The organism is Methylobacterium sp. CM6247, assembly GCF_054817925.1.
Map to the genome: position 1 here is coordinate 2,647,524 of NZ_JBTXKX010000003.1, position 26,418 is coordinate 2,673,941.

The window sequence follows — 26,418 nt, forward strand, 5'->3', positions numbered from 1 at the left end:
GGGGGCAGACGCGGCCGTGGCTGTTCACCAGACTGGTTAATTAATTGCTACCGCCCTACTTCTGTTCAATCACTTCGCCTGAGGCAGCACCGGTGAATCACTTCGACAACGAACATTCGCCGGAGCCCGAGGAGAGCTTCCGCGACAAAGTGGCGGGCGTATCTGGTTGCGTTATCTGGGTTTCGATTGAGGCGTCGATCCTAGCAGCGATAGCGTTCGGCATTCTACGGTTCGGCCGTTGGCTATTTGGCTAGCGCTGCGCGGCGACCGGCCGGCTTGGGGGGCGTTGACCGCCTCAGTATTAGATTGCTTCTGCCACCGCGTCGCCTCGGACGCTCCTCTCACAACACGCATGCGGGGCGTCAGCGGGTCGGATGTTCGCGCAGGGCGTCCGGCCCGTTTTGGTGAATGCTTCCCTGCCGCCGACCTTAGGGGCCGAATGGGGGCGGTTCCCAGCTGCGCCGCCTTCAGCCCGTCCTCTTCGGTACAGAGAGCGGCCCAAGAGTCATTCCTGCGCGGCGCCACGAGCGAACGCCTCAGGGCAACTTTGTTGGCCGCCTCGATCCGTGCCAATTTCTCAGCCGACACGTCCTCTAACGCCTCGCCATTCCGGCGCTGGCCGATCTCACCAACGTTGGTCTGCATGAGGGGGAAGCCCTCATTGGTGCTGATGGTCACGTAGTTCTCCGAGTTCGGATCGGGATCGAGTTCATCGATGAAGATGACTATCTTGTCTTCATTGCGGGTGCGATACTGCTTCAACGCCATGGCTGATCGCCAAGCACGAGAGACGAAGGTGACGGATCGACGATGTCCGTATGGATCGTCGCTCGGCATTTGGCGGGGGTGCCGTTGGCTGTCATGATCCGATGGTAGATCCACTACGGGTTCATTACTGGGAGGCCGCCAAGTTGAATGCACAAAATGGCTCCTTGGTGTACACCGGTTTGGGCGGCCCGATGAAGATCGGAAACGTGTTCGGCGCGACCATCTGCACACCGGCACCAGCCTTGGCTGAATAGACGCTGATGCAGAGTGACGAGATGGGATCGGTCAGACGGTCGACGATTAGGGGCTGGTACAAGAAGTTGATTCCCTTGCCGATCTCGATACCGGCGTCTCCGATAACGGTCAGATCAATATCAGAGAGTTCGGCCACGGGGTGTGCCGGGGTGCCGCCGCGTTGCTCGTTGAGCAGCGCCACATGCGGGCGAGACCAATCGCTGCCGACGTTGGCGCCGGGCGCACGCCACAACTTAAGAGCGTGGGTCATGTCCTCGAAAAGGCGCGTGGTGTAGGTGTAGCCGGCCGACCTCTCAATCTCGGTGTTGAAGCCGTTGAGCTTGTGAACACGTGTCACGCGCACGTTCAGCCGGACCTCAATGTTCGGATGGTCGAAGACATCGACCATGGCCTGCCGGAACATGCCGGGGGGTAGTTGATGCGGCGCTTCGAAACGCCATAGGCGGCGTTCCACCCGCAATTGGTCTTACGAGGGTTCTGCCCGGAAACGTTGTCAAGGTAATAGCTCGGCGAAGCGCGATCGTCCCAGCCCGGATTGGCCGCCTTCCAGAGGTCAGTGATCCGGCCCCATATCTCCTAGGGTCCGGACTCAATCAGCACCCGAAGGCGATTACTGCGGCGAGCGCGACGGCACATGCATAGTTGCGGGCCAGCTTGTCGTATCGAGTGGCGATACGACGGAAGTCTTTGAGGGGGCAGAAGGTGGCCTCGACGCGCCAGCGCTCGCGATAGCGGCGCTTGTCGTGGCGGATCTTCCGTTTGCGGCTACGTTTACCGGGAATGATGGGGGTGATGCACTTCTCCCGCAGATCGGCGCGCAGCCAGTCGGCGTCGTAGCCCTTGTCGGCTGTCAGGCGGCGGATACAGCCTGGGGCTTCGGCCAGCACGTCCGGGGCTGTGAGGACGTCGCTGGCGTTGCCGGATGTCAGCAGGAGGACGCCGGGGCGTCCGAGGACAGCGGTGAGGACGTGGATCTTGGTCGTCTGACCACCACGCGACGGGCCGATGGCCTGCGCTTTGCCCCCCCTTTACCGCCGTGGGCGGAGCGATGCGCTTTGACGTAAGTGCTGTCGATGGCTGCCGCTTCGCCCGACCACCCGGCCTTGGCCAAGGCGGCCAGCATTGCCCGCCAGAAGCCACGCTGAGACCACCGGTTGAAGAGATTGTAGACCGTGGTGCGTGGACCGTACTCCGCCGGGCAATCCCGCCAGCGGCAGCCTGAGGTGAGCACATGCAGGATGCCCGAGATGATCTTCCAGTCGTCCTTGCGATCGGGGCATAGTTGGTTGACCGGCATGCTTTTTTGTAGGTGAGATCGCGCGTGTCGAGGAAGCGCCACAGCATGCCCAGACCCACCGTCAGGCCCTGCTCCGTGTCCAGGCGAGCGTGCATCCCCTCCAGGGTGATGTCGCTGCGCGGTCCTTTGGTTCGTGTTGTCCGTCGAGCAGGCCGCGCAGGAATGCCTCGTGCGGATCGAGCTTCGAGGTGCGCGGGCGACCCTGCGGCCGGGCCGCCACCGTGCCGTTCGTCTCGACGGCAGCCATCCGGCGAATGACCGTGGCGATCCCGACGTTGAAGCGCGCCGCGGCCTGACGCCGTGAGGTCGCCGCCGCGACATCCGAAACCCGCTCGCGCAGATTCAGGCTGTAGGGTCAGGATCATCGGCACGTCATACCCAGGGCCGGTGACGCGCGGAGCGCACAGCAGCGCGGCTTTCGTCGCACGTGCTTTCGAAAAGCTACTGCGATGGGGCAAGCTAGCCCCTGCGCATGCGAACCAAGCCGTTGGTGAGCAACTTGTGATCTAGGCCATCATGGACCCACCAGGGCAGCTTACAGGCAGCATTGGCTAAAGCAGCCGGCGCGACGGGGTCAGGGCCTCTAGCGCGACCTTGAACAAGCCGTCGGCCGTGTCGCCCCACTGGGTCGGGAGGACGGTCGGCGAGGGCATAGCGACCTGCGCGAACGCGACAGAGATGGCACAGGCGAACGCCATTGCCGCGAGCAGAAGCATGCGGGTCATGGTATGATCTTTCACGGGTGAGATACGCCGGTACCGCCGGGGCTTGGAATCATGGGAGGGCCTGCAATGACCCCTGGGGGCGTTTGGTGGACGCGTCAGATCTTCGTACGTGAAGCTCTATGTCCTGTTCGTAGTGGTCGCTGGCCTGCTGGTTCTGGGCTACTTCGGGCGAGGCTTGGCCATCTGACGGCAGGCTCCAACCTCGATCAGGGGGCTTCCCTCAGCACCGCGGCAGCCAGTCGAACAGCGAGCGACCTAGCCGGGCCCATGGCAACGGATTGTCGGGATAGCGAACAGGCGGAAGCGGCTGGGTGACCGCAGCGGGCTCAGGCAGAGGCTTCGGAGCCGGCGGGGCCACCGAAGCGGCCGGGACCAACACGACTGGCGGCGCGTCCAGCGGCACCAGCATGGACAGCGGTGCGCCAGCCGGCTTCGCATCGGTACTCCGAACCTTCGGCGCCACGTTGGTGTAGGGCGACATGAATTGATCGCGCTCGGCAGTGCGCTGTGAGATCAGATCCTTAGTCTTCTTCCACGACATGATCGCGGTGGCGCAGCCCTTTCGGTCACCCGTGTTGAACAGGTGCTGGAAGGTCGATCCTTTGAACCCACCCAAGCCGATGTTGAAGGCAATGGAGATCAGGGCGTCCCACTCGTGGTCAGCGAGCGGAACCTTGATAGCCGATAGGATCGGCTGCGCGTGTCAGGCGAGGTCTTCGAGGAAGAAGGCATCGGCCTAGGCCTGCGTGATGATCTGCCCGAGCTTGACGCCCATGGTGTGGCCGTAGCCAATCGTCGGAACGCCGACGCTGCCTAAGTAGGCTTTCAGCTGGCGCCTTCCCACGATTTAGAGCGCCTAACAGAACGGCACGGAGTTGGAAGTTCAGCGTTAGTTTGGCATGGCCAGACCGCTTCTCCCCGATGATCTCTGGAATGAGATCGCTCTGCTCCTCCCGCCGCCTCGGCCGCGTCCGAAGGGCGGGCGCCGTCCTATCGAGAACCGGGCTGCTTTAACGGGCATCCTGTTCGTGCTGCGCTCGGGGCTGCCGTGGGAGATATTGCCGGCCGAGATGAGCTGCGGCTCCGGCATGAGTTGCTGCGGCGACTGCGGGATTGGCAGGCGGCGAGCGTGTAGAACCGCCTGCATACGTGTTGCTGGAGCGTGTGCACACGGCGGGTGAGATCGACTGGAGCCGGGCTTGCCTGGACAGCGCGTCTGTCCCGGCCAAAACGTATGGCCCTCCCGTTCCGCAAGTGGCTTATGATCCGCTGGTCCGAGCAGTCTGCATAAACGTATCCGGCCTTCCGGCGCTGCCGTTGGCCAAGATGGAGATCCGCGCGCCCTGGTCCTCATAAAGGGGTCGGCGTCGAGCACCATTTTACGCCAGAGGGTTCCAGAACACCGATCGACTGTCAGGCCATCTTCCTCTCACCGCTCGCAGACATCGAAAGGCCGACGAAGGCTTCGCCGACCAAGCTCAATTTAGGCAGCTGCCGCTGCCGGCTCATAGACGCGTTCGTGGCGCAGCAGCGCCCAGACGGTCTGGGCCATTTTAGCCGCCAGTGCCATAACGGCGGTGTTGACGTGCGCCCGCACCAACAGGGCCCGTAGCCACAGGCCGATCCGCGTCTCGCTCTTGTGGAGGATCGGCATCGCGGCCCGTGCACCTTGGATCAGCATCTTGCGCAGGTACTTACTGCCGCGTTTCGTGATCCCGAGGAGGCGTGGTCGTCCACCAGTGGTGACCTGACGCGGGACGAGGCCGAGCCAGGCCGCCAGATCACGTCCGCGGGCGAAAGTGCCGATATCGCCGATCGCTGCGACCAGCGCTGTAGCATTGAGTGCGCCGATGCCTGGGATGGTGGTGAGCCGGCGAGCGTTTTCGTCGGTCCGGACATATTCGGCGAACTCCGTGTCGAGTGCTGCGATGCGCGCGTCGAGGAACTGCCAGCGTTCTCGGACGTCCGCCACGAGGATGCGCATGCGTGGCGTGATATCCAAGTCGCTGTCGGAATCGAGCAAGTCGTTCAGGCAGGCCGCGAGCTTGGCGCGTCCCTGCGGGACGATGTGGCCACGCTCCAGCAGGACGGCGCGGATCTGGTTCATCAGGGCTGTGCGTTCGCCGAAGAGTTGGTCGCGCACCCGGTGCAAGGTCTGCATGTCGAACTGTGCCTCTGACTTAAGCGCGACGAACCGCATGGTCGGACGGGTGGCGGCCTCCGCGATCGCCTCGGCGTCGCGGTCGTCATTCTTCTGGGCTTTGACGTAGGGCCGCACATACTCGGGAGAAATCAGTCGGACGGTGTGGCCTTGAGCAGTGAGCGCCTGGCCCATGTGATGCGCGCTGCAGCACGCCTCCATGGCGACGATGTAGGACGACCGGACCGGTCGCATCCTGCCCTACCACACTGCAGCTTTTCTTACCCAGATCGATCCCCAGTATCGCGATGGTCATCGTACTGCTCCGTCCCCGATGTGAGCCGAACTGCAAACGTAGCAGCGAGGCACGGTGAGGGGCGGGCCATCCATAAAAGGGGGGCTGCCATCGGCGCGAACCCAACAGTCCGGGGCAAACCGGGCACGAAGCGCCACCTCGTCACCGACGCGCGTGGCACCCCGCTCGGCTTCTGACTGAGCGGGGCCAACCGGCACGACAGCGTCACGATGGTGGCCGCCTTCGATGCCGTCCCGCCTCTGCGGAGCGGCCGGCGCGGGCGACCGCGACGCCGCCCGGACAAGCTGCACGCCGACAAGGCGTACGATGCCAGACCCCGTCGGCACGAATGCCCGGCGCGGGGGATCGTGTGGCGCGTCGCGCGAAAAGGCATCGAGAGCAGCGAGAAACTTGGTCGTTACCGTTGGGTGGTCGAGCGTACCCACGCCTGGTTCAACCGCTTCCCGCGCCTGCCCATCCGCTACAAGCGACGCGCCGAACCGAAGGACCGCGAAGCGACATCTACGAGACCTTCACAAGCCTCGCGGCCAGCCTCATCACCCTCAACCAGTACAGATAGTTCTGTTAGGCGCTCTTAAGCGCGGCGAGGCCAAGCGGTGTAATGATGGAGGACACGGCCATGCGTAGTCTCCCGCATAGTGAATGCAAAATTAACTGCCTACGGTTGGCCTTCCTGACCGAGGCAGATTTTGGGATGCAGCATTTCGACAATGGGCACCTGCCAGAGCCGGAAGAGCATTTTGCTGATCGTTTTGCGCAGGACGCGATCTTGTGTTGCCTCGTTGCCGTGGAAGCAGTCGGGCTTGGTCTTACGATCTTTGGCATCGTGCATCTCAGCCGCTGGCTGTTGGCTTGACCGGGGCTTTTCGTACGGAAGCTCGCGAATGACGGGGCCCGGTCGGCGGTAATGGCCGAAGACGACGGGGTACGGCCGATGCGAGGCCACGCGGACGATGGAGCTATCTTTCGAGACCAACGACCTCTATTACAATGTGCTGGATCACGGCAGCGCCGCGCTGTCGTTCAAAGTCGGCAACGCCGCTTCGTAGCGTTACCAGACCGACCCCCCCAAGTTCATCCTCGGCAATGGCGAGCGCCGGCCGGTAGGGATCAACGTCGACGTCATGCTGAGCGTGCCCTACCGGGCCGTCTTCAACGACGTCGATGGATGCACTCTCAAAATCATGAGGGCGGTGACCTAATGAAGACGGTTCGCATCGTGCCGTCGAGGTTCAGCATCTCCTCGAAGGTGTAGGACTTCGCGTCGGTGCCGTTTTTGAGAACGTCCGTGGCCCAAGTGCCGAAAAGAGCACCCTCTAGCATGTCGTCGAGATTGCCGTAGTTCAGTCCAAAATTGTACGCGCCATAGACGTCCTGCCCAAGTTGGAACTCGTCACGGAGGTTGCGAACCGACTAGATCTTGTCGGAGGTGTCAGTGGTCTCGCGCACCGTCTCCCGGCCGAAGACGCGACGACAGTAAGAGGCGGCCTGCTGCGAGGCCTGGTCGATCCAGCTGAGATGTTGCGCGTCGGACGGCGCTCCGGCAGACAGGCCGAGATCCCCGCGCACGTTCGCAGGTGTGGTGAGCTGCTTCTGCTTGGCGGGCGTGATCACGGTGACGCTCATCGGGTCTCACTTTCTACGAGGGCGGGAGCACGATGACCCCGATGGGCATACCAGCCGCCGAGCCGCCGTTCAGGTTGATGCCGGCCGTGATCGCTGCGAGCTTGAGAAGCGTGTTGTTCTCGACCACGCACTTGATCGAAACTGAGGTGGCGACTATGGCCGTGGTTTAGCATTTTACAAAGCCGGTGCCAGTGTAGAACGCGATGGTGGCTGCCTGAACCGGAACGCTCAAGGCACCCTAAGCCGTTCAATCGAAGGTGGCCGCCCTGTTCACGTCGAGAACGACGGTCTTGCTCCGAGTTATACGGGGCTGACGCGCATCGGCCGGACGGTAGGTGCCAGGGCTGCCGACGGCGTACCCGGTCATCTCCGCAGGTGGAACCGTCGAGGCCGGTTTTGGCATGGCAGACTGGATGGTCGCCAAAGTATCCTGCATATCCGCTTTGGTCGGATAGGCAGACATGTCGATGGCGTTTTCACCACCGGGGCCCGCCGCCTCTGTGGCAGAAGCAACGACTCAGATTGACGGCGTCCATAGTGCGAAGCGCTTCATGGCAACCTTATCGTGAAATTACCAAATCCCTGCCCAATTTCGGCCAGCCAATTGCAATTTATCGTCCATCGAAACGCGGAGGGCGGTGAAGTGTCAGTTGCTGAAACACGTAATGTTCAGGTTCGAGAAACCCAACGAAGTTTCGACCTGGCCATGATCGCTGGGCTCGCGATCGGAGGCATGGTTACCGTGGCCTGGAGCGGAGCCATTGCGTGGTCCGGTTACTGGCTCTTGTCGCAAGTCTTTTGATCGGGCGAAGCAGCGACGTCACTCATTAGCCGCGCAGGAACGCCATCTGCGGCGCGTCCTGCCCGTCAACAGGATCAAGATTGTACCAACGGCGGCTGGGGTCGGCACAGAATCCAAGGGACGACCACCAGCAGTAGCCGACCCAAACTGGAGACGCACTCATCAAAGCGAGCATGCTGCGCATCTCACCAAGTGAAGGCACATCCAACCCGCAGGCGGTTTCTCCGAGCAGGAGGCGCCGACCTGTCTTCGCGGCCCAGGCCGTCACGGTCGCAAGACGCTTGCTCGATCCGACTTGCGCCGGCCTGTATGGTGACGCTCCTGAGCCCCAGTCGTCGAGGTATTGATGTACCTCGACGATGCTGTTGTTAATCGGCGGGATACGATCGTGAAGCACGTCGTTGCCGGACTTGAGCCAGCGCTCGCCACAGCACCAATCGTTGCCGGGGATCAAGATGGCGTTGTTGTCACCGTAAGCTCGACGAAGCGCTTCGGCCAACGCGCCAAGGCTGCGGGCGAGGTTATAAGAGTCAACATCGTGCGGCTCGTTCATCAAGCCGAACCAGACTTGGCGATTGTCGGCGAAGGGCTTGGCGAGCTTCAGCCAGAACTCGATGAGGTGACCAACCGTGACATCACTCTGACCGATGATCTTACCATCTCGGCGCATGTAGTTGTGCACGTCGAGGATGGCGGTGCCGCCGGCCTTCGTCACCGCTTGAACGAACCGGGTCAAGCGCGACATGTATGTCAGATCAAGCGGACCGTTGAGTTCTGGCTGAAACCGCTCCCAGTCCAGCGCGCACCGAAAAAGTCGGAACCCACACGCTCCATAGTACGGCACCACCCCTTCGTTGGGCCATTGCCCTGGGTAGTCGCCCCAAACGCCGAAGGGGGTCATGCAGATGCCGCGTTCCATCTGCATCTATTTCCACAGAAGTTTCATAAAGGCCATGCCTTAAGCAACCTCTCGTCGCTGAGACCAGGAGCGAAGTAGGTATCTACGAGCGCGAGAGCGGTACCGAGATCAGCAGCCGGGAGCCAGAAGACGAAGCGGATCATCTGAGCCTTCGTTGTGACCCATGCCAAAGCAGAGAAGATGAATAACCGGCAGCGTAACCGATCCGAAAGTGACAACGAAATATGCTTCGTCCGCTGCTCGTCCGCAAGAGGGAATTTGAACATGCGTATAACAAGCCCCGTTGTGATGAGCCTTGTCATCAGTCTCGTCGCAACAGGGTCACTCTCAGCCGAAGTGACCGCGACCGGCAGCATCCAGCCGCGTAGGATCGGCGGCATGGCGCTAACGAAGTCGCAAAGTGCACGTCTCAGCAATTCCGTAGAGGTCGAACTGCCGGAACTTACCGTGTCCGCAGAGTTCGTTGGGTTCCGGTATCAACCGAAGAGGAAGTCGGCCTGGGATCCTCGCGTATGCACAGGTTGCTAATGGTGCTTCTGAGCGGCGCTCCTTAAGAATTGTCGATTATATTATTCGCGCATACAGCCCGAGCTGAAGCAGCCATAAGCGACTTGGTGGGCGCAGTCATTGACGTACGAAAAATACGGCCTTATGAAGCCAATCTACTCAGGGGAAGCGTTGCCTGAGCATCAAAAGACTTGGATAGCGCAACCTAGAGCCGTGCCCTGGCGGGTTGAATCGCTTGGGGTAGGCGATCTGGCTGGCGTGTGATTCACTGGACGGGCTTATGAGGGAGGATTGCCATGCCGTCAGCCCTGTCGGTCGATCTGCGCGAGCGTGTGGTCGCCGCGATTGAAGCAGGTGCATCGCGGCGTCAGGCTGCCAAACGCTTCGGGGTCGGGGCAGCCAGCGCGATCCGTTGGCACGAGCGCTTTCGGCAGGACGGGCGGATCGCGCCCAGGCCCATGGGCGGCGACCGCAACTCGCAGCGCCTGGAAGCGCAGGCGACCCTGATCCTTCGGATCTACGAAGAGCACCCGCTCTCTTTCCTGCGGGAACTGCGCGACAGGCTCTCGGAACGGGGCGTCCGGGCAAGCACGAGCAGCCTGTCACGCTTCTTCGCCCGGCATGGGATCACCCGTAAAAAGGGGCTGTCCACGCGGCCGAGCAGGAGCGGCCGGATGTGAAGGCCGCACGCGAGGACTGGTTCGAGCGCCAACCCGATCTCGATCCGGATCGCTTGGTCTTCCTCGACGAGACGGCCGCCACGACCAAGATGGCCCGCCGCTATGGTCGTGCTCCGCGCGGCGAACGCTGCCGGATCGCCGTGCCTCACGGGCACTACAAGACCACTACCATCACCGCCGCCCTGCGCGCCACGGGACTGATCGCCAGAACCGTCTTCGATGGAGCCACGAATGGTATGCGCTTCCGGGCCTACGTCACCGACACCCTGGCTCCGGTGCTCAAGCCCGGCGATACCGTCATCCTCGACAACCTGAACGCCCACAAGGTCGCTGGGGTGCGCGAGGCCATCGAGGCGGTCGGCGCACGAGTTCTCTACCTCCCGCCCTACAGTCCCGAGTTCAATCCCATCGAGCAAGTCTTTGCCAAGGTCAAAGCCCTCCTTCGGACCGCCGCAGCGCGAACCGCCGACGACCTGACCATCGCCATTCGAGAGGCTTTCTCTGCCTTCCGGCCGAACGAGTGCCGCAACTATCTCACCGCCGCTGGATACGATGCCTATGATCCAAGCTGAGCGGGCACGGCTCTAGCAGGTCGCTGAAGAAGTCGGTGGTCGGCATGTCCTGAAGATGATTCACTCTGTCCGGGGTAAGAGTGGGGTAGGGCGATGCGCGGGCGTGAGGATTGGTCGGAGAGCCTGTTCAGCTACGTCCGCCTGGAGGAACGCGTTCCGGCCGATCATCCCTTGCGGCCGATCCGGGCGCTGGCGGACGAGGTTCTGGCCGGACTGAACGAGCGTTTCGAGGCGCTGTATTCGAGGACGGGGCGGCCCTCGATCCCGCCGGAGATGTTGCTGCGGGCGACGCTGCTGCAGGCCTTCTTCTCCGTGCGGTCCGAGCGGATGCTGATGGAGCAGATCGACTATAATCTGCTGTTCCGGTGGTTCGTCGGGTTGGAGATGGACGCCGCCGTCTGGCATCCGACGGTGTTCACGCACAACCGCGACCGGCTGCTGGAGGCGGATGTCGCCCGCGTCTTCCTGTCGGGCCTGATGGCCCTGAAGCCCGTCAAGCGGCTCCTGTCGAGCGACCACTTTTCCGTCGATGGCACGCTGATCGAGGCCTGGGCGAGCATGAAGAGCTTCCGGCCCAAGGACGGCTCGGGCGAACCGCCGGGACCGGGCCGCAACGGCGAACGCGACTTCCGCAAGGAGACGCGCTCGAACGAGACCCATGCCTCGACCACCGATCCGGATGCCCGGCTCTATCGCAAGAGCGCCGGCCAGGAGAGCCGGCTGTGCTTCATGGGCCATGCCCTCATGGAGAACCGCAACGGGCTCGTGGTGGACGCGACGCTGACCCATGCCACGGGGACCGCCGAGCGCGAGGCGGCGCTGACGATGCTCGACCGGCGTCCGCGCCGGCATCGGATCACCCTGGGGACGGACAAGGCCTACGATGTCCGGGCCTTCGTCGGCGACCTGCGGGCGCGCCGCGTCACGCCCCACATCGCCATCAACGGGGCGGTGTCCAAATCCGGCAAGCCGCGCAAAACGGCCATCGGTGGTCGCACAACGCACCATCCCGGCTACGCGATCAGCCTGCGTTGCCGCAAGCGCGTGGAGGAGGTCCTCGGCTGGATCAAGGTCCAGGCGGGGTTGGCCAAGGTGAAGGTCCGGTCGAAGCTCAAGGTCGAGGCGGTCTTCACCTTCGCGGCCGTCGCCTACAACCTCGTGCGCCTGCCCAGGCTACTGGCCAAGGCGACGGGATGAGGGGAAAGCCCGGGGGCCGGGGCCCACCTCCTGAAACGGAGAGGCCGCCGAAGGTGACGACCCCCCCCTCGAAGGCGCCGGTCGCCGCCAAAACAGCCGACATCATCCACGACAAGATCCAAATCAGACTTCTTCAGCGGCCTGCTAGAGACCGATCACGCCGGGAACAAGTTCCCTGACGGTGGTATCCAGACCCATACCATGCGGGGCGACTACGCGAATGACCAATGAGCAATCGATCGCCCCGATCCGAGCTGATACGAAAGCAATTCAGTAGATCAATGATCGGCTCGTGATCCAGTTTGATGGCTATTTCGACTTGATTTTGCTTACGTTTATATAAACAAAAAGTGTCATAACACATAGTACTACATAGTACTACCTAAAGGGTAACTATGTCGTACTATGTGTTCCGCCTTCGGCAACAACTACCTTTCGCGAGCTTCGCCCGCTCTCAACTACGTCAGGTCTCGGAGCACTCGACCAATAAGGAGATTCCTCGGCAATTCGCTCGGCGCTCGACCCTACGTCGCTCTTGGCTTTGCCTCGACCAACTGCGGATCTGACTCAAAGTTGAAACTACTCGAACAAACGAGAGGTCGAATTCGTGACAGCGAGGGGTCGATCGCCGGCTCGAGAGAAAAGGGTGCGGTCTGGATCGTTGCCCCGATGATCAAGGCATCGGGCGCGTTGCATATCAGCGCCCGCCTCTTCGAGCGACCAGCATCAAGCCGCGTCCATCAGGTCCTCGAAGGGATCCGGCAGGCCTTCGTCGAGCAGATCACCGTGGCCCTCGAGGCCATACAGGCGCAGGAAGTGAACTAGGCGTTTCGTGATCTCTGCGCGGCCCGAGCCGCCGTATCGCAGGATGCCATGGCTCTGGAGCTTCGCCCGGATCGCCAACAGGGTGTCATGAGCCGGCACGTCGTTGCTCTGCGAGCGAACCTGCTCGATCAGCCAACGGCCGTCGCTGAGGCTGCGCAGCACGATCACCGCGGTCTGGCCGGGCCGCGTCCACTCGAAGACGAGGTGCGTTCCCAGCGCGAGATAGCTCGCATAGGAAGCAGCGCAATTCTTGAAGCGCCGCCCGAGTTCAGCGAGCTTGGCCGGCGTGATCAGCTGCAGGTCGGGGTCTTCTATGGGAAAGGGTGACGTCATCGGCACGATCTCGGCCTTGCTCAGCCAGGTGCCGACCCATTCGGACAGATCGCGATCCTTGGGCGAGAGACCATCGAGAGAGGCGTGTAGCGCTTCATCGGTCACAGCCGGGTGAAGCTGCCGGATTAGATCAGCGGCCATGTTCAGGCTCTCGGCTGAGAACTCGCTGCGGATGCGCTCGAATACCTGCTGATGGACCAGCACGGGCGAGAGGACCGTGGCCACTCGTAGGTGCTTAGCAGAAATCTGTCCGGCCTTCTGCCGCAGCAGCTTGGCCCGCGCCTTATTGACCGGATCTGCGAAGAGATGGAAAGCGAGCCGGTAATCGGCCGGGTCAGGCAGCGGATCGTCACCGATGCGACCGAGCATGCCGAGGAAACCCTCCGGCACCGAACCGAACGCTGCACGCGCGATGTTGCGCGGGTAGAGCGCGAGCAGCCCGCGGGCGATCTGCGTAACCGGATCAAGGCTGGGGCAGCAAGCATCCGGTGCCAAGGCACGGAGACGAGCCACCATCAGCTCGGGCTGGGAGAAGTCGATCTCGGGGTAGGCGGCGAACTGGATCGACCGCTTCAGGGTCGAGGCGTGCAGCACGCGATTGAGGTAGCCAGGGCAGGCGATGTCGAGTTTGCTGGCGACTTCGAGGTAGAAGCCACCGAAGGGGCGGGGCTGGGACGTGTGCAGAAGTGTGAGTTCCAATCGCATCTCCGTAAGTGCCTGAGTCAGTCAGAATCTCACAGCACAGCTCGCTTTGCAGCACCATTCAGCCGCAATAAGTATTCTTCCGCAGCTTAGGCGCATAGGGAGGTAGTTCTTGCCCTTCCCTTGCGCCTTGTCATGAGATCGGTGCTGTTACGGTCCGAGTGATGTCGTGTTAGCTAGATGTTCGGTCCCAGCATGTGGTGTGACGGATCGAGCCTGAAGCGTTCGGGCTCTATCGTCCAGGTCTGGCAGATGAACTCGTAGGGCGTGAGACCGCGCAGGGTCTTGAGCCGGCGGCCGTAGTTGTAGGCGTTGACGAACAGCTGCAGGGCGGCCGGAGCTGGTCATGGCTGTCGTAATGGTAGCGCTTGACCGTCGCCTCCTTGATGGTGCGGTTCATGCGCTCGACTTGACCGTTCGTCCACGGGCAGCGCGACTTGGTTAGGCGATGCTCGATCTTGGTCTGCTCGCACGCCCAATCGAACGAGTGCCAGCGGTAGATGCGCGGCTCGTCGCGCTCTGCCCAATCGGCGGCCGCCTTGGCCTCGGCTTCCTCGTCCACCGGATGGTTGTCAGCGAGCTGGATGCTGGATGCCATTATCCGTCAGCACGGTGTGGATCGTGTACGGCACGGCAGCGACCAGATCGTGTAGAAAGGCTGCCGCAATCCGTTGCGTCGCCTTCTCGTGCAGTTGAACGAAGGCGAACTTGCTCGTGCGTCGATGGCCACGAACAGGTTCGGCTTGCCCTGTTCGGGGCTGACCTGCGCGATGTCGATGTGGAAGTAGCCGATCGGGTAGGCTTTTGAAGCGCGAGCGCTTGGGCTTGTCGCCGTCGACATCCGGCAGGCGGCCGATGCCGTGACGCTGCAGGCGGCGATGCAGCGACGAGCGGGTCAGATGCGGCAGGCTCGGCTGCAACGCGTAGAGGCAGTCGTCCAGCGGCAGCAGCGTATGCCGCCGGAAGGCGACGATGACCGCCTCGTCCGCCAGGCTGAGCGTACGCCTCCGGTGAGGGCCACGGTCGAGGCCATCGCGCTCTGCGCTGAAGCCTGACCTTAATGCTGGCGTTAAGGTCGGCGGGTCGGGATGATGCGGGTCGAGCTCCTGGAGAATGCCGAACGGCGGCGACGCTGGTCGTTCGACGACAAGGCGCGGATCGTCGAAGCCTCGTTTGAGACAGGCGTGTCGGTGTGTTCGGTGGCGCGCCGGTACGGGATCGCCCAAGGCCTGCTGTTCACTTGGCGGCGTCAGGCGCGGGAGGGCCGTTTGGGCGGGGACGCGCAGGCCCGGTCCTCGTGCCCGTCGCGATCGCCCCGGAGCCTTCACTTCCTATTCCCGCTGCACAGTCGGATGATCCGCGTGCTCCAGCGCCGCCGCGCCGGCTTCGTCGCAAGAGCGGCGTCATCGAGATCGATCTCGGCGGCGGTCGGCGTCTCACGGTCGACCGGGACGTCGACGCCGGAGCTCTGCGTCGGGTGCTCGATGCCCTGGAGGGCCGATGATCCCGCTGCCGGCCAACGTGCGGGTCTGGCTGGCGACCGGCCACACCGACATGCGCAAGGGCTTTTCCAGCTTGGGGATGATCGTCCAGGAGACGCTGAAGCGCGATCCCCATTCCGGGCACCTGTTCGTGTTCCGCGGCCGGCGCGGCGACCTGATCAAGGTGATCTGGCACGATGGCCAGGGCGCGTGCCTGTACACCAAGCGGCTCGACCGCGGCCGTTTCCTGTGGCCGTCCGCGGCCGACGGTGCCGTGACGATCTCGACGGCGCAGCTCGGCTACCTGCTCTCGGGCATCGACTGGCGGATGCCGAGGACAAGCTGGCGTCCGAGCGCCGTCGGCGGAGGATAACGCGTTACAAAGCCTGAGCAATATGCTCTTCTCTCGGGCGTGCCGAACGCGTCCGAGCCCCCGCCGCTTCCCACCGATCTCACTGCCACCCACGCTATGATCCGAGCCGAGCGGGCGGCGCGGCTTGTGTCCGAGATCGCGGTCGAACGGCTGAAGCTGGAGGTTGCCCGGCTGCGACGGGAGCGCTTCGGGGCCTCCTCGGAACGCAGCGCCCGGATCGACCAGCTCGAACTGACGCTGTAGGATCTGGAGGAGACGCTGGCCGAGACGGACGCGCAGGCGGTTGTCGAGCCCGATGCGCTCCCCGGTGTAGCTTCCTCGCGGCGCAAGCCCGCTCGTCGACCTCTCCCCGAGCACCTGCCGCGCGAGCGCGTCGTCCATCCCGGCCCGACGACCTGCGCCTGTTGCGGCGGGGCACGCCTACGCCACCTCGGCGAGGACGTCACCGAGACCATGGAGCGGATCCCGGCGCGCTGGGTCGTGATCCAGCACGTGCGCGAGCGCTTCTTCTGCAGCGACTGCGAGACCATCGCGCAGACCCCGGCTCCCTTCCACCCGATCCCGCGGGGCCGGGCCGGCCCAAACCTCCTGGCCGAGGTGATGATGGCCAAGTTCGGCCTGCACCTGCCGCTGCATCGCCAGAGCCAGCGCTTCGCCCATGAGGGCATGCCGATCGACGTCTCGACCCTGGCTGGCTGGGTCGGGGCCGTCACCACCGCCCTGTCGCCTTTGGTCTCCCGGATCGAGGCCCATGTTCGGGGAGCCGACCGCCTCCATCTCGACGACACGCCGGAGCCGGTTCTGGCCAAGGGTAAGACCCGCACGGGCCGGCTCTGGACGGTGGTGCGCGACGACCGCCCCTTCGGTGGACCCGAGCCGCCGGCGGCGGCCTACTTCTACTCTCCCGACCGCTCCGGCGCGCATGCCGAGACCTGGCTCGGCGACTTCCACGGCATCGTGCAGGCGGACGCCTTCTCTGGGTTCGTCCGGCTGTACGACCCCGGCCGCAAGCCGGGCCCAATCCGCGAGGCGGCCTGCTGGGCCCATGCCCGACGCAAGTTCTTCGAGCTGGTCGATCTAAAGAAGTCTCCGATCGCCATCGAGGCGGTGACGCGGATCGATGCGATCTTCGCCATCGAGCGCGCCGCCAATGGTCTTGCCCCCGATGAACGCTGCGCGCACCGCCGCGCCTGCTCGGCTGCTCTCGTCGCCGACCTGGAGACGTGGCTGCGGGAGAACCGCGCCAGACTCTCGGCCAAAGCGCCCACGGCAGTAGCGATCGATTATCTGCTCAAGCGCTGGACCGCCTTTACCCGGTTCCTCGACGACGGGCGCATCTGCCTCTCGAACAACGCCGCCGAACGCTCAATCCGTCCCATCGCGGTGGGCCGCCGCAATTGGACCTTCGCCGGCTCGGATGCGGGCGGGCATCGCACGGCTGCCCTCTACACGCTGATCGAGACCGCCAAGCTCAATCGCATCGATCCGCAGGCCTGGCTCGCCGATGTGCTCAGGCGTCTGCCCGACCATCCGGCCCGGCGTATCGACGACCTTCTGCCGTGGAACTGGACCCAGCCTCAGACCCGGCAGATCGCAGCCTGATACCCCGTCGGAAGCACAACCGCGGCCTTCACCGTAGGCGTACGGCTGAGCACGCTGGAGCGGAGCTCCTTCGGCCTCATACGCGCATCGGTGCAGGTCTGGCGTGAGCGCCACTTCTGCACCGTCGTGGCACTGATGCCGTAGCGCTTGGAGGCCGCCCTTACGCTCTCTTGACGAGCTTGGATTGCCCGACGGACCGTCTCAGTCGTTGTGGCGCTGACGTAGAGAACCTGTCCCATAGTGCGTCCCTCCATGTGGTATCAGTTGTACCACCACACAGCGGGACCAAACATCTAGCGCGCCACGATGAAGCAGATGTAGCCGGTCGTCAAAAGCTGCTGAAGACACTGCTGATGTATGCGACGGCCACGTGACTGAAGCGGGCCAGGCGCCGAAGCCGCCCACCCTGGGCAAGCGGGTTGTTGAATCCCCATTCAGGTAGATCAAGCAGGCCCGAAGCTTCCAACAGATCCTGCTACGTGGCCTCCAACAGGTCCGAGACGAGTGGGCGATGATCTACACCGCCCACCACCTTCATCACGTCTGCGAAAACCGGGCGTCGAGCTTGAAACCTACGCTCAAATCTGCCCCGATCAAAGCGCTGTTCCTACCGCACAAATTCGTTGCATGAACATTGACCTAAACGTCGTCCCGCCTATTGATAAGGCGGCACGGAACCACGTATTCAGTTCAAAGGCCTGCTTAAGAGATATTAACTAAAATAAAAACGAGCGTGAAAGATTTATAAGTCTCGGACTTGCTTAGCAAGGGCAAAAATAGTTGGTTAATCGGCTACATATGCGGAATTTCTTAAAGTGAAAGTAGATAAAAATCTGATTTTATGTGATCAAAAAGTCATGGTAATTTAATGTCACTTTTGTATCAACAATGGCGAATAGTATCGCTTTCGCTGCCCCGTTTCCGTCAGCATCATAGTACAATTCGCCCGTCCCATGATTGTAGAGGATGCGGTCTGACGTATCCACCGCGCCCGATGCAATATCCTTGAATGCGCTGGCTGCAAGATCGCCGAGTGTCAGCGCCTTGAACACACCTTGCGCAAGCTCAAAGGTATCGCCAGTGGCTGCGTAGTCGCTGATGTGATCAACGTTTGCACTGCCCAACTTGGTCGAAAACACGAACGTATCTGCCCCGGCTCCACCGGTCAGCATGTCCTTGCCCGTACCACCATCGAGCCGGTTCGCGCCGGCATTGCCGATGAGCGCGTTTGCCTTCTCATTGCCCGTTAGGGTGATGCTGGCCTTTCCAGTTGCCGCCTGGAGTGTTTCAATCGCTTGCCCAGCTGCCAGAGCATAACTTACACCGCTGATGACCTTATCGTTGCCCTGCGAAGCAGCTTCACTGACCTGATCTTTGGCATTGTCGACGTAGTATACATCGTTCCCAGCACCACCGCGCATGGTATCGATGCCGCCCTTACCATCGAGAATGTTGCTACCGGCATTCCCGGTCAGAGTATTGGCGAGTTCATTGCCATATCCATTGAGGCCGCTAGCACCAGTCAGCGTCAAGTTCTCGACGTTGGCTCCAAGCGTGAACGACACAGAAGATTTGACCAGATCAATTCCCTGCTTAGCCGCTTCGATAGCCTGATCCAGAACGTTATCGACAACGAACGTATCATTGCCGAGGCCACCGGTCATCCTATCCACACCTGCACCGCCATCAAGGAGGTCGTCGCCGCGCCCTCCAGTGAGCGTGTCGTCGCCACCCTTGCCTAGGATCGTATCGGATCCACTCTGCCCCTTTAGGATATTTGCCGAGTTGTTACCCACGACGCGGATTGGGTCGTCGTCAATGATTGTGAATGTCACTGAGGCGACAGGAGCTACGCCGAAACCAGGATCTGCTGCGGATGTATAAAATTTGACGGCAAATCTTTCATCTAGCTCCGGGAGTAGGTCAGGGTTTATTTTAAACGTCAGATGACCGGTACTTGTAAATCCCCCAAGATTGTACCAATTGCCAGGCTCTCCATCGATAAAATTGCCACCGGAATGTGCCCAAAAATCGCTAAAGCTGCCGGTAATTGGAGAAATTTCCCAATAAAAAAAACTGTATACTGGATGAACCTGTTCAATGTGAAACGATACGTTCACCCCATTCATTCCGGCGGGGCTGCTGCCCTCAATGATTTCTTTGCCTAAGTTGCTAGAAACAACGTATTTACTATTTTTAAATACAGTAATCACTTTTTCATCCAATCTTGCGTTTGTTCGAATTTTGGGATCGATTTTACGAGGGTACTCGTTGAGAAAGCAAACTTCTCAAACGGAGGTATAACTAAATGGTGGTTATTCCATTAAGTCGTTACAAAAAAGTAACCTCAGGCGCGTTCTCGGGGCGATTGCTATCTATCGCGAATGCTTTCGAGATCGGCGTTTTGCTATTCGAGTTCCTTAGCACGCACTGTGACTGAGGGATCCGTAGATGTGCCGTTGTGTTGGCGAAACATCACTTCGTTTGGTATAAGTAATTTACAAGCACTTGTGACATAAATGTGATACTAATGATTGAGACGCATGACATGAATTTCGCGTGGTTTTGTCTAATATTATTAAAGATGGCATCATGATAGAAACGAGGAAGGTGTAGTAGTTGCATACCCATGAAGTCTAGCTTTGGCGCGCTGTTTCAGCTTCGCAACAAAGAGCGATAAGATTATGGGCGACATTTTAAACCTGAGGGTACAATAAAGCCTCCTTGTCGATTTAGGGTGGACATCTCGCGTTTGCACAAGTCTCTTAGGTGCGGCTCCTAAGGTTGAGTATTCCTGCGTTGACTCCAGGACCTATTCTGCTTTTATTGCAGTTAAGCGGTTTCATTTCTTCGTGCACGGTCAAGCCTGCCTGCACAGCGACGCTGTGGAGGGATGCCACCATGGCGTCCATTTGTTCATCGGCGTCAGTTTGCTCATCCAGTTGGATATGGCTATGCCATCCACAACCACGCTCACGTGCGATGTGAATCGCGGCAAGAGCTGCGCACAGACTTGCTCCAAAAGGCACAGCGATGATGGCTAACGCCGGGCTTAACGGCACCACAATCAACGCAGTTACCCCCCCCCCGCCAATCGCGGCGAGCATCAATGAGAACACGAAGAGCCCTTTCGAATATGACTGTAAATGCGAACGTGAACCCTTGTTTCCACGTTGTACAGAAATATTTTAACATTTATATAATATGGCGTGGAATACATGTGCCTATTCCGCACAGTTTGATTGAAAAGTGTCTGTACAACCGAGGGGATGCAGGATAACTCGTGGTGTATTATAACGGGTGTTCCAATTCTGGACCGCTGCGGCGGAGTAAGACTGCGCCAGTGGCAGCCTGCGGCTTGAACAATCAATGGGGTTGATCTGGCCCCCTCGTTGTTCGTTGCCGACTATGTGGCTCAGACTGGCTTAATCTGGTTCATGTCGAGATCGTGACGATCGACCGTGGTCTAGTAGCATTGACCGATTGAGGCTCTCAATGTAAACGGATCGCCCTTTTCTAGGGCGTCTCTGCAAAGTCATGTGAGCCAGAGCATGGTCATGCCGAGTGTGACCATGGCGAGGTAGTTGGCCGCGCGCCTCTCGTAGCGGGTGGCGATGCGACGATACTGCTTGAGGCGTCCGATCAGCCGCTCGACCCTGTTGCGCTCCCGGTACGCGGCCTTGTCGAAGCTGGGCTGCCGCGGTTGATCTTTGCGGGTCGGAATGACTGGCTCGATCCAATGGCGTCTGAAGCGACGACGGGCCGGCGGACTGGAGTAGCCCCGATCCCCGGCCGTTCGGCGGGGACGCAGGCGCGGTCGGCCTAAGCCAGAGCGCGGCACGACGCCTTTGTCCATCAGCGCGTCCAGGGCGAACTGCTCGTGGCGCTCGCCTGCCGTCAGCACCGCCGCGATCGGTTTACCGCCGCCCTCGGCGCGCAGATTCAGCTTGGTCGATCCTTCGACAAGCTCGGGATGAGGACCCGCCCTGGCTGCGCCCGAGCGCTTCACCGACCCTCTCCGCCGTCCCCTCCCCCGATGGCGCCGGACCGGCGTGCAGCGGCGGCGTGCTGGTGGGCGCGCACCACCGTGGCGTCCACGAAGTGCAGGTTCCAGTCGAGATCGCCTCGGGCATCGGCTTGCGCCTGCACGCGCGGCAGCACCCGGTCGAACACATTGGTCTGCCGCCAGCGATAAAACCGGCTCGACACGGTCCCGACAGCACCGTAGCGGGCCGGCAGATCGGCCCAGGGCGCACCCCCGCGAAGGATCCAAAGCATACCGTTCAGGACCTGGCGATGATCCTCCGATGGCCGGCCCGTGCGCGGCTTCTGCGGAGGCAGCAACGGGGCGATCTGCTCCCACTGCGCATCAGTCAGTTCGTAGCGTCGCATCCCCACAACATGGGGACCGTCACCCAGCGTGTGAACCCTTTGCAGAGACACCCTAGTCCGATGTTTCGCTCGCGTGAGTGACGCGCTTCTATTCGCAGTCGGCGCGGAGCCGCCGCATAATGCGGCCGGGAGAACGAAGCGTCTTAATCTGTTTCACGACTGAGCCTGCTGTAACGAACCGGTTCGGGGCTATCAATAAGATCGCCTCACCCATCGTCCTCACGGAAACGATCCGGGTCACCCTCGCGAGTGAAGTCTGGCCTACCGGCATTCCGTTCGACCGGTTAGGCGTGTCTGGGTCAGGCGGCGCCCGCGATGGCCGGCGCCTTGCCGAAGCGGCTGACTTGCCCTGGATGTCGGTCTCGCTCGACTGGTATCCGCTGCCGCGATTCGAATGACAGATGAGGCTGGCACTCGGTCTTTGCCGTTGGCTAGCCATCATCAGGGCGACCGACGTCAGCTGAGTCCGCATGTGATCGCGCATGGACCTGCCGACGATCTTGCGGGTGGCGAGATCGAGGACGGCAGCCAGGTGAAGCCAGCCCTCTCCCGTCGGCAGCTAGGTGACATCCCTACGCGGTCGTTCGGTTCCGCCAGCCAGACCGTATTGAGCAGTGCGGCTGAGAAGTGCTGCATCAGTAGGTTGGGCGCAATCGGCAGATCGTGGCAGGTGACGGTGGTGCAGGGTCGGAATCGACGCCCTGCCAGGGCCCGGATGCCATGGCGGCGCATGAGACGCTCCACACATCTGCGACTAGTGCACTGACTCAGACGGATGGTTCAGGGGCTCGGTTGATGGCATCGAAGATGGCGGCGGCGGGCTTTGTCCAGACGAAGGGATGGGCGCTGCGGTTGTGCTCGGCGATATAGCGTTTGATGGCCGCCTGCAGGTCGACGATGCCGGTGAAGGTGCCCCGCTGAAGGCGGCGGCGCGTGAGCGTGGAGAAGAAGCCCTCGACGGCATTGAGCCAGGACGCTGAGGTTGGTGTGAAGTGGAAGGTCCATCGCGGGTGGCGGGTGAGCCAGGCGCGAACTTTCGGGTGCTTGTGGCTGCCGTAGTTGTCGAGCACGACATGGATCACCTTGCCCGCAGGGACCGCAACCTCGACGGCAATGAGAAAGCGGATGAACTCACCGTGGCGATGGCGCTGCATGCAGCGGCCGAGCACCGTGCCTTCCAAGACGTCGAGGGCGGCAAACAAGGTCGTCGTACCGTGGCGGGTGTAGTCATGCGTCTGAGCGGCAGGATGTCCGGGACCGATGAGCCGATCGGGACGGGTTCGCTCCAGAGCCTGGATCTGGGACTTTTCGTCGATGGACAGCACGACGGCGTGGGCGGGCGGATCCATGTAGAGACCGACCACATCCTCCACCTTCTCGGCGAAGGCCGGGTCGTGCGAGCGCTTGAAGGTACGCACCCGATGCGGCTGCAGGCGGTGCTCTTGCCAGATCCGCTGCACGGAGCGGAGTGAGATGCCGGTCCGCGCAGCGACGGCGCGCCCGGTCCAGTGAGTGACTTCGTCCGGCGGTTCCGAACAGGTCAGCGCCAGCACCTTCGCCACTGTGCGTATGGAATGCGGCGGGGTGCCGGGTGGGCGGGTCTTATCGTGCAGCAGGCCCTCGACGCCCTCCTCGGCGAAGCGCTGCTGCCAGCGCCAAACGGCGGGTCGGCTGACGCCAGCCTGCCGCGCCACGTCTTGCACGCTCAACCGTTCGGACGACAGCAGGACGATGCACGCCCGCAGGATGTGCTTGAGGGGGCGGGATCGATCTCCGGCGATCGCGGACAGCGCCGACTTCGTGACGTCGTCGAGGAGCACACAGACGGTCTGAGCCATCGCCCAGACTCGCATGCATCACGCCCCGCCTGAATCCTCCGACCGCGTCAGTGCACTAGGTGCAGCTTGCTTTCTGCTGGAGCCACGTGCGCCGGGGCTTCTACGACTTGGACGGACCGATCGCGATGGAGGTGCTGGCGCGCATTGCCGGCCTCTACCGGATCGAGGCCGAGACCCGCGGCCGCCCTGCTGACGAGCGGTGCGCCGTGCGTCGGGCCCGCAGCCGTCCGATCCTGGCGGTGAGGGAGCCGTGGCTGCAGGAGCGGCTCGAGCCGATCAGCCAGAAGAGTAAGTTGGCTGAGGCGATCCGCTACGGGCTGACCCGCTAGGCGGGCCCGAGCCTGTTCCTTGATGACGGGCGGATCGAAATCGACTCACACAGTGCTGCGTCTCCAACATGACCCCAAGCCGCCAACGTCAGCTCACTGCGAACGGAGAGAATCGCGGCCGCCGCAATCACGTGGAGCGAGCAGGATCCGGAGACGGCGTAGTGCGCTGGCGCCGCAGTTCGCGGCCCTGATACGTGGCCGCCATGCCGGTGAATGGCAGACGGCTTTCAGGTCCCCCCACGGCAGCGCCACATATAGCTCGACGGCGCATCCCAATGCCGCATCGAGGCACAGAACAGTCCTGCAGCCGGCATCTGTGCTTCATAGCCTGATGGGAAAGAGGCTTTGTGTGCGCATGCCTTCGTCCCGCGCCGATGCAGGCGAATGAGGCCCACCATGCTGCCAGTTTGAGGCCGCAGTAGCTCATATGCATCGGAACTGTTCAGGGCCATCGATAGAATCTGCACAGTGAATCCACATAATCGCATCAAGCATTCCAAGATTCAGCTATAACTTTCAGGCATGTATGAAGATTCATGGCTCTGAATCCACCCTATAGCGATCGGCGTGGTACGCCATCTCCCGCAAAGATTCAGACATATATCGATTAATCTTGAAAAAGTTGTAGACACTACCTGAGACACCCTGTACAAGTTATCGGGTTCATTGGATGCCGTTGTTTTTAACGGCAAGAATTTAGATTCATAGAGAGAGATATTGTATTATGAGCGACGATTCACACATGGTCTTTGGTATGTGCCCGTACGATGACCTCGTACAAATGGCCCACCGTATCTCTCAGTTCCAGGCTAGGCCGTTGGGTATGCGCATCAATGAGTACTACGACTACATTGATGAGCTTGGCGATTGGGTCAACGTTGAAGTCGGTGACGGCGAAGATGCCTTCAAGTGGGGCAGGGGCAGTCCCAAAGAGGCCTTGCGTGACATCGAAACAGATGTCGGACTTGAAAGCATCCCGACGTACTTCAGAACGAAGAGGTTCTGATGTCGTGCTCAATGAGCGTTCAGCCCAATAAGCTTATGCGAGAGGAACCGAGCTCAATACCCGACCCGCGCACCCTGTGGATCGTTCGCATCGCCAACGAGGACTGCCAGCATCTGAACGACGTAGAGGTGTTCTCGACGCGCAAGGAAGCGGAGGTCTACTTTCGTGAAACCCTGATCTGGCATCTGACCATCCTCATGGCAGGTGACGACAGTAGGGAGGAGAGCGCCATACAGATGCAGCTCGAAGCAAAGTCAACTGATGAGCTGATCGAGCTCTTCATCGCGGACTCTGATACGGTCATGTTCGCGGTCGATGTCGTAGAACGCATCCTCGATCCAGGAGTCGAAGTAAGAACGGCGTGATCGTTCGGGCTACGGCTGATCGTACCACATAAGGAGGACAAGCATGAAGATCTGGCAGGTCTACTTCAGCAATGACGGCGACGGCTGGAGCACCTTCCATGCCACTCAGCAGAGCGCGCAACTCTGCTACTCAGAGCAGATGATTTCCGACATCCTCAACGTTGATGAGCATGCGGGTGAGGTGGATCTGCGGGGCCTGTCTGAGGATGCTTTACATGAGCATTACGAGGAAGCGACTGGGCACGGCGGGTGGTATGAGGAAGTGGACGTGCACACGTTCACGACCGCGGAGGGAGCGAAGGCTGGCGTGACATGATCCGTTGCGTCGCGCTGCGGCGCACTTCTCGCGCCCTTCGGAACGCAGTCGCAACGTTTCTGGCCGTCCATGATTATGAATAGAATCAATATCCATTTTGCATCCACTCAGCTTGCATTTATATTTATAATTGCTTTTTATCTCATTGCTTACGAAAAATTTTCTAATGCCCAATTTCATTACGAACCGGCTAATCCTTTCCGGACGCGCCGAAGAGATCAGGCGATTCCATAATACTTGTATACGGCAGCAGGCCGATGCATATTCGGATGAGGTGTGCCTGGACTTCGATGCCATCATTCCAATGCCCACCGAGATCTTGACCACAATGGGCAACTACACGGACGCTGCTCGCGCACACATAGCGCCGAGCCATGGCGGTGGTGGCTGCAGTCTCGTCGATGAACACGAGGCGGTCCGGATCGAGATCGGGTTGGCCCTCGAACCAGGCCTCCCGGGCCGCCTTCACGTCCGGGAGGCCTGGTTCGAGGCACGGCCGGTGCTTTTTTTCGCGTGATGCCGTGGCGCTTGAAGAAACGCGACAGGCTGCTCTGGGCGATGTGGAGACCATGCTCGGCCAGAGCGGCCTTCAGTTCATGCAAGAAGATGCCCGGCCGTCGCTCATAGAGCTCCAGGATCTGGTCGGCACGGGCTTCGACCCGATGCGAGCGCTGATCTCCACCCATGGGCTTGGGTGCAACATGCCCCTGACGCGCAAGCAGCCCGCACCAGCGGCTCGCGCTGGCAAGGCTAACCCCGAAGCGTACGGCTGCTTGATGCCGCGAGGCCCCGGCTGCAACGGCCCCGACAACACGTTTACGCAAATCGACGGACAGAGCTGAGGATATCGGCGCTCTCCTTCACCGACCAACCCTTCAGCCCGATATCCGTTTCAAGCCGCTCGGACCATGCTCTAAGGCCGAGGTGGAGCGCCAGATCGCCGAGCGGACCGACGCGTACTTCCGGGATGAAGCGGAAGGTTGTCTCTATGCTCTTGATCCCGTTGTCTGCGAATAGATGCTGACCGCGTGGTTCGTCAGCCATCAGTATCG

The 26,418-nt window shown here is 61.3% G+C and carries 19 protein-coding genes and 14 pseudogenes; 14 read left to right on the forward strand and 19 right to left on the reverse strand.

All coding sequences use genetic code 11. From position 1 onward, the window contains the following. Positions 1-171: 171 nt before the first annotated feature. The 6 genes and pseudogenes from ACYQOP_RS13310 to ACYQOP_RS13335 form a co-directional block, all read right to left on the reverse strand. Entirely contained in the window at positions 172-768 is a 597-nt protein-coding gene (locus ACYQOP_RS13310) for a hypothetical protein (RefSeq protein ID WP_461222657.1), read from the reverse strand. Positions 769-892: 124 nt separating this feature from the next. Next, entirely contained in the window at positions 893-1,426 is a 534-nt protein-coding gene (locus tag ACYQOP_RS13315) for a hypothetical protein (RefSeq protein ID WP_461222658.1), read from the reverse strand. 190 nt (positions 1,427-1,616) lie between these two features. After that, positions 1,617-2,320, reverse strand: a protein-coding gene (locus ACYQOP_RS13320; protein ID WP_461222659.1) for an IS5 family transposase whose coding sequence is annotated in 2 segments (ribosomal slippage) — positions 1,617-2,044 and positions 2,044-2,320 — 705 coding nt in all. Because the reading frame shifts where the segments join, the coding sequence is not laid out codon by codon here. A gap of 2 nt (positions 2,321-2,322) precedes the next feature. Continuing rightward, positions 2,323-2,666: pseudogene (locus ACYQOP_RS13325) on the reverse strand (IS630 family transposase); the annotation flags it as partial. Positions 2,667-2,871: 205 nt separating this feature from the next. Further along, positions 2,872-3,045 (reverse strand): hypothetical protein, encoded by a 174-nt coding sequence (locus tag ACYQOP_RS13330; protein WP_461222660.1) that lies wholly within the window; start codon positions 3,043-3,045, stop codon positions 2,872-2,874. A gap of 220 nt (positions 3,046-3,265) precedes the next feature. Then, positions 3,266-3,889: pseudogene (locus ACYQOP_RS13335) on the reverse strand (lysozyme). A gap of 55 nt (positions 3,890-3,944) precedes the next feature. On the opposite strand from ACYQOP_RS13335, the pseudogene ACYQOP_RS13340 reads away from it, so the two are divergent. Next, positions 3,945-4,284: pseudogene (locus tag ACYQOP_RS13340) on the forward strand (transposase); the annotation flags it as partial. Positions 4,285-4,528: 244 nt separating this feature from the next. Here the strand turns inward: ACYQOP_RS13340 and ACYQOP_RS13345 are convergent. Further along, positions 4,529-5,501 (reverse strand): annotated as a pseudogene (locus ACYQOP_RS13345) (IS110 family RNA-guided transposase). 74 nt (positions 5,502-5,575) lie between these two features. Between ACYQOP_RS13345 and ACYQOP_RS13350 the strand changes: the two are divergent. Together ACYQOP_RS13350 and ACYQOP_RS13355 are read left to right on the forward strand one after the other, a co-directional pair. Continuing rightward, a pseudogene (locus ACYQOP_RS13350) lies at positions 5,576-6,060 on the forward strand (IS5 family transposase); the annotation flags it as partial. Positions 6,061-6,102: 42 nt separating this feature from the next. Then, complete coding sequence (locus ACYQOP_RS13355) at positions 6,103-6,357, forward strand: hypothetical protein (RefSeq protein ID WP_461222661.1); 255 nt, start codon at positions 6,103-6,105, stop codon at positions 6,355-6,357. A gap of 557 nt (positions 6,358-6,914) precedes the next feature. On the opposite strand, the gene ACYQOP_RS13360 is transcribed toward ACYQOP_RS13355, so the two are convergent. Next, entirely contained in the window at positions 6,915-7,127 is a 213-nt protein-coding gene (locus tag ACYQOP_RS13360; protein WP_461222662.1) for a hypothetical protein, read from the reverse strand. A gap of 827 nt (positions 7,128-7,954) precedes the next feature. Continuing rightward, on the reverse strand, positions 7,955-8,848 hold the full coding sequence (locus ACYQOP_RS13365) for a glycoside hydrolase family 5 protein (protein WP_461222663.1): 894 nt from the start codon (positions 8,846-8,848) through the stop codon (positions 7,955-7,957). 803 nt (positions 8,849-9,651) lie between these two features. On the opposite strand from ACYQOP_RS13365, the gene ACYQOP_RS13370 reads away from it, so the two are divergent. Continuing rightward, positions 9,652-10,607 (forward strand): IS630 family transposase gene (locus ACYQOP_RS13370; RefSeq protein ID WP_461222664.1). Its coding sequence is split into 2 segments (ribosomal slippage): positions 9,652-10,003 and positions 10,003-10,607, totalling 957 coding nucleotides; the frame shifts between segments, so codons are not numbered across the junction. A 93-nt stretch (positions 10,608-10,700) separates the two neighbouring features. Then, positions 10,701-11,804 carry an IS5 family transposase gene (locus ACYQOP_RS13375; RefSeq protein ID WP_461222665.1) on the forward strand — a complete coding sequence of 368 codons (1,104 nt, stop codon included), beginning with the start codon at positions 10,701-10,703 and terminating at the stop codon, positions 11,802-11,804. A gap of 726 nt (positions 11,805-12,530) precedes the next feature. Here ACYQOP_RS13375 and ACYQOP_RS13380 read toward each other — a convergent pair. Further along, complete coding sequence (locus ACYQOP_RS13380; protein WP_461222666.1) at positions 12,531-13,661, reverse strand: hypothetical protein; 1,131 nt, start codon at positions 13,659-13,661, stop codon at positions 12,531-12,533. Positions 13,662-13,840: 179 nt separating this feature from the next. Then, a pseudogene (locus tag ACYQOP_RS13385) lies at positions 13,841-14,779 on the reverse strand (integrase core domain-containing protein). Here ACYQOP_RS13385 and ACYQOP_RS13390 point away from each other — a divergent pair. The 4 genes and pseudogenes from ACYQOP_RS13390 to tnpC form a co-directional block, all read left to right on the forward strand. After that, positions 14,756-14,890, forward strand: a pseudogene (locus ACYQOP_RS13390) (transposase); the annotation flags it as partial. The pseudogenes ACYQOP_RS13385 and ACYQOP_RS13390 overlap by 24 nt on opposite strands. A 71-nt stretch (positions 14,891-14,961) precedes the next feature. After that, the gene (locus ACYQOP_RS13395) at positions 14,962-15,168 is read left to right on the forward strand and encodes a hypothetical protein (RefSeq protein ID WP_461222667.1); all 207 of its coding nucleotides are present in this window, start codon (positions 14,962-14,964) and stop codon (positions 15,166-15,168) included. Next, complete coding sequence (gene tnpB, locus ACYQOP_RS13400) at positions 15,165-15,518, forward strand: IS66 family insertion sequence element accessory protein TnpB (protein WP_461222668.1); 354 nt, start codon at positions 15,165-15,167, stop codon at positions 15,516-15,518. The genes ACYQOP_RS13395 and tnpB overlap by 4 nt, the downstream gene beginning before the upstream one ends. A gap of 96 nt (positions 15,519-15,614) precedes the next feature. Further along, a pseudogene (gene tnpC, locus ACYQOP_RS13405) lies at positions 15,615-17,120 on the forward strand (IS66 family transposase). Positions 17,121-17,164: 44 nt separating this feature from the next. Here the strand turns inward: tnpC and ACYQOP_RS13410 are convergent. Next, positions 17,165-17,359: pseudogene (locus ACYQOP_RS13410) on the reverse strand (IS481 family transposase); the annotation flags it as partial. Positions 17,360-17,416: 57 nt separating this feature from the next. Between ACYQOP_RS13410 and ACYQOP_RS13415 the strand changes: the two are divergent. Then, positions 17,417-17,655 (forward strand): annotated as a pseudogene (locus ACYQOP_RS13415) (IS5/IS1182 family transposase); the annotation flags it as partial. Between the two features lie 304 nt (positions 17,656-17,959). On the opposite strand, the gene ACYQOP_RS13420 reads toward ACYQOP_RS13415, so the two are convergent. The 5 genes and pseudogenes from ACYQOP_RS13420 to ACYQOP_RS13440 all read right to left on the reverse strand — a co-directional run bounded on the left by ACYQOP_RS13420 (position 17,960) and on the right by ACYQOP_RS13440 (position 23,350). Beyond that, positions 17,960-19,345: a calcium-binding protein gene (locus tag ACYQOP_RS13420; RefSeq protein ID WP_461222669.1), complete on the reverse strand. Its 1,386-nt coding sequence runs from the start codon at positions 19,343-19,345 to the stop codon at positions 17,960-17,962. A 540-nt stretch (positions 19,346-19,885) separates the two neighbouring features. Continuing rightward, positions 19,886-20,239, reverse strand: coding sequence for a hypothetical protein (locus tag ACYQOP_RS13425; protein ID WP_461222670.1), 354 nt, complete (start codon positions 20,237-20,239; stop codon positions 19,886-19,888). Between the two features lie 416 nt (positions 20,240-20,655). Continuing rightward, a pseudogene (locus ACYQOP_RS13430) lies at positions 20,656-21,512 on the reverse strand (IS5 family transposase). A gap of 310 nt (positions 21,513-21,822) precedes the next feature. Further along, positions 21,823-22,268: pseudogene (locus tag ACYQOP_RS13435) on the reverse strand (DDE-type integrase/transposase/recombinase); the annotation flags it as partial. Positions 22,269-22,279: 11 nt separating this feature from the next. Then, entirely contained in the window at positions 22,280-23,350 is a 1,071-nt protein-coding gene (locus ACYQOP_RS13440; protein WP_461222640.1) for an IS630 family transposase, read from the reverse strand. Between the two features lie 59 nt (positions 23,351-23,409). On the opposite strand from ACYQOP_RS13440, the pseudogene ACYQOP_RS13445 reads away from it, so the two are divergent. From ACYQOP_RS13445 to ACYQOP_RS13460, 4 genes and pseudogenes are all read left to right on the forward strand, one after another. After that, positions 23,410-23,676 (forward strand): annotated as a pseudogene (locus ACYQOP_RS13445) (IS66 family transposase); the annotation flags it as partial. A 727-nt stretch (positions 23,677-24,403) separates the two neighbouring features. Continuing rightward, on the forward strand, positions 24,404-24,685 hold the full coding sequence (locus tag ACYQOP_RS13450; RefSeq protein ID WP_461222671.1) for a hypothetical protein: 282 nt from the start codon (positions 24,404-24,406) through the stop codon (positions 24,683-24,685). An 11-nt stretch (positions 24,686-24,696) separates the two neighbouring features. After that, a complete protein-coding gene (locus tag ACYQOP_RS13455; protein ID WP_461222672.1) occupies positions 24,697-25,050 on the forward strand; it encodes a hypothetical protein in 354 nt (117 codons plus the stop codon). Positions 25,051-25,093: 43 nt separating this feature from the next. After that, positions 25,094-25,366 (forward strand): hypothetical protein, encoded by a 273-nt coding sequence (locus ACYQOP_RS13460; RefSeq protein WP_461222673.1) that lies wholly within the window; start codon positions 25,094-25,096, stop codon positions 25,364-25,366. A gap of 361 nt (positions 25,367-25,727) precedes the next feature. On the opposite strand, the pseudogene ACYQOP_RS13465 reads toward ACYQOP_RS13460, so the two are convergent. Together ACYQOP_RS13465 and ACYQOP_RS13470 are read right to left on the reverse strand one after the other, a co-directional pair. Next, positions 25,728-26,214 (reverse strand): annotated as a pseudogene (locus ACYQOP_RS13465) (IS630 transposase-related protein); the annotation flags it as partial. Beyond that, a complete protein-coding gene (locus tag ACYQOP_RS13470; RefSeq protein WP_461222674.1) occupies positions 26,183-26,410 on the reverse strand; it encodes a hypothetical protein in 228 nt (75 codons plus the stop codon). The gene ACYQOP_RS13470 and the pseudogene ACYQOP_RS13465, both read right to left, overlap by 32 nt. Positions 26,411-26,418: the final 8 nt, after the last annotated feature.

Coding starts and splice junctions, on each gene's coding strand:
- ACYQOP_RS13310 (WP_461222657.1), bottom strand. CDS start 768: ATGGCGTTGAAGCAGTATCGCACCCGCAATGAAGACAAGATAGTCATC.
- ACYQOP_RS13315 (WP_461222658.1), bottom strand. CDS start 1,426: ATGTTCCGGCAGGCCATGGTCGATGTCTTCGACCATCCGAACATTGAG.
- ACYQOP_RS13330 (WP_461222660.1), bottom strand. CDS start 3,045: ATGACCCGCATGCTTCTGCTCGCGGCAATGGCGTTCGCCTGTGCCATC.
- ACYQOP_RS13355 (WP_461222661.1), top strand. CDS start 6,103: ATGATGGAGGACACGGCCATGCGTAGTCTCCCGCATAGTGAATGCAAA.
- ACYQOP_RS13360 (WP_461222662.1), bottom strand. CDS start 7,127: ATGAGCGTCACCGTGATCACGCCCGCCAAGCAGAAGCAGCTCACCACA.
- ACYQOP_RS13365 (WP_461222663.1), bottom strand. CDS start 8,848: ATGGAACGCGGCATCTGCATGACCCCCTTCGGCGTTTGGGGCGACTAC.
- ACYQOP_RS13375 (WP_461222665.1), top strand. CDS start 10,701: ATGCGCGGGCGTGAGGATTGGTCGGAGAGCCTGTTCAGCTACGTCCGC.
- tnpB (WP_461222668.1), top strand. CDS start 15,165: ATGATCCCGCTGCCGGCCAACGTGCGGGTCTGGCTGGCGACCGGCCAC.
- ACYQOP_RS13440 (WP_461222640.1), bottom strand. CDS start 23,350: ATGGCTCAGACCGTCTGTGTGCTCCTCGACGACGTCACGAAGTCGGCG.
- ACYQOP_RS13450 (WP_461222671.1), top strand. CDS start 24,404: ATGAGCGACGATTCACACATGGTCTTTGGTATGTGCCCGTACGATGAC.
- ACYQOP_RS13455 (WP_461222672.1), top strand. CDS start 24,697: ATGAGCGTTCAGCCCAATAAGCTTATGCGAGAGGAACCGAGCTCAATA.
- ACYQOP_RS13460 (WP_461222673.1), top strand. CDS start 25,094: ATGAAGATCTGGCAGGTCTACTTCAGCAATGACGGCGACGGCTGGAGC.
- ACYQOP_RS13470 (WP_461222674.1), bottom strand. CDS start 26,410: ATGGCTGACGAACCACGCGGTCAGCATCTATTCGCAGACAACGGGATC.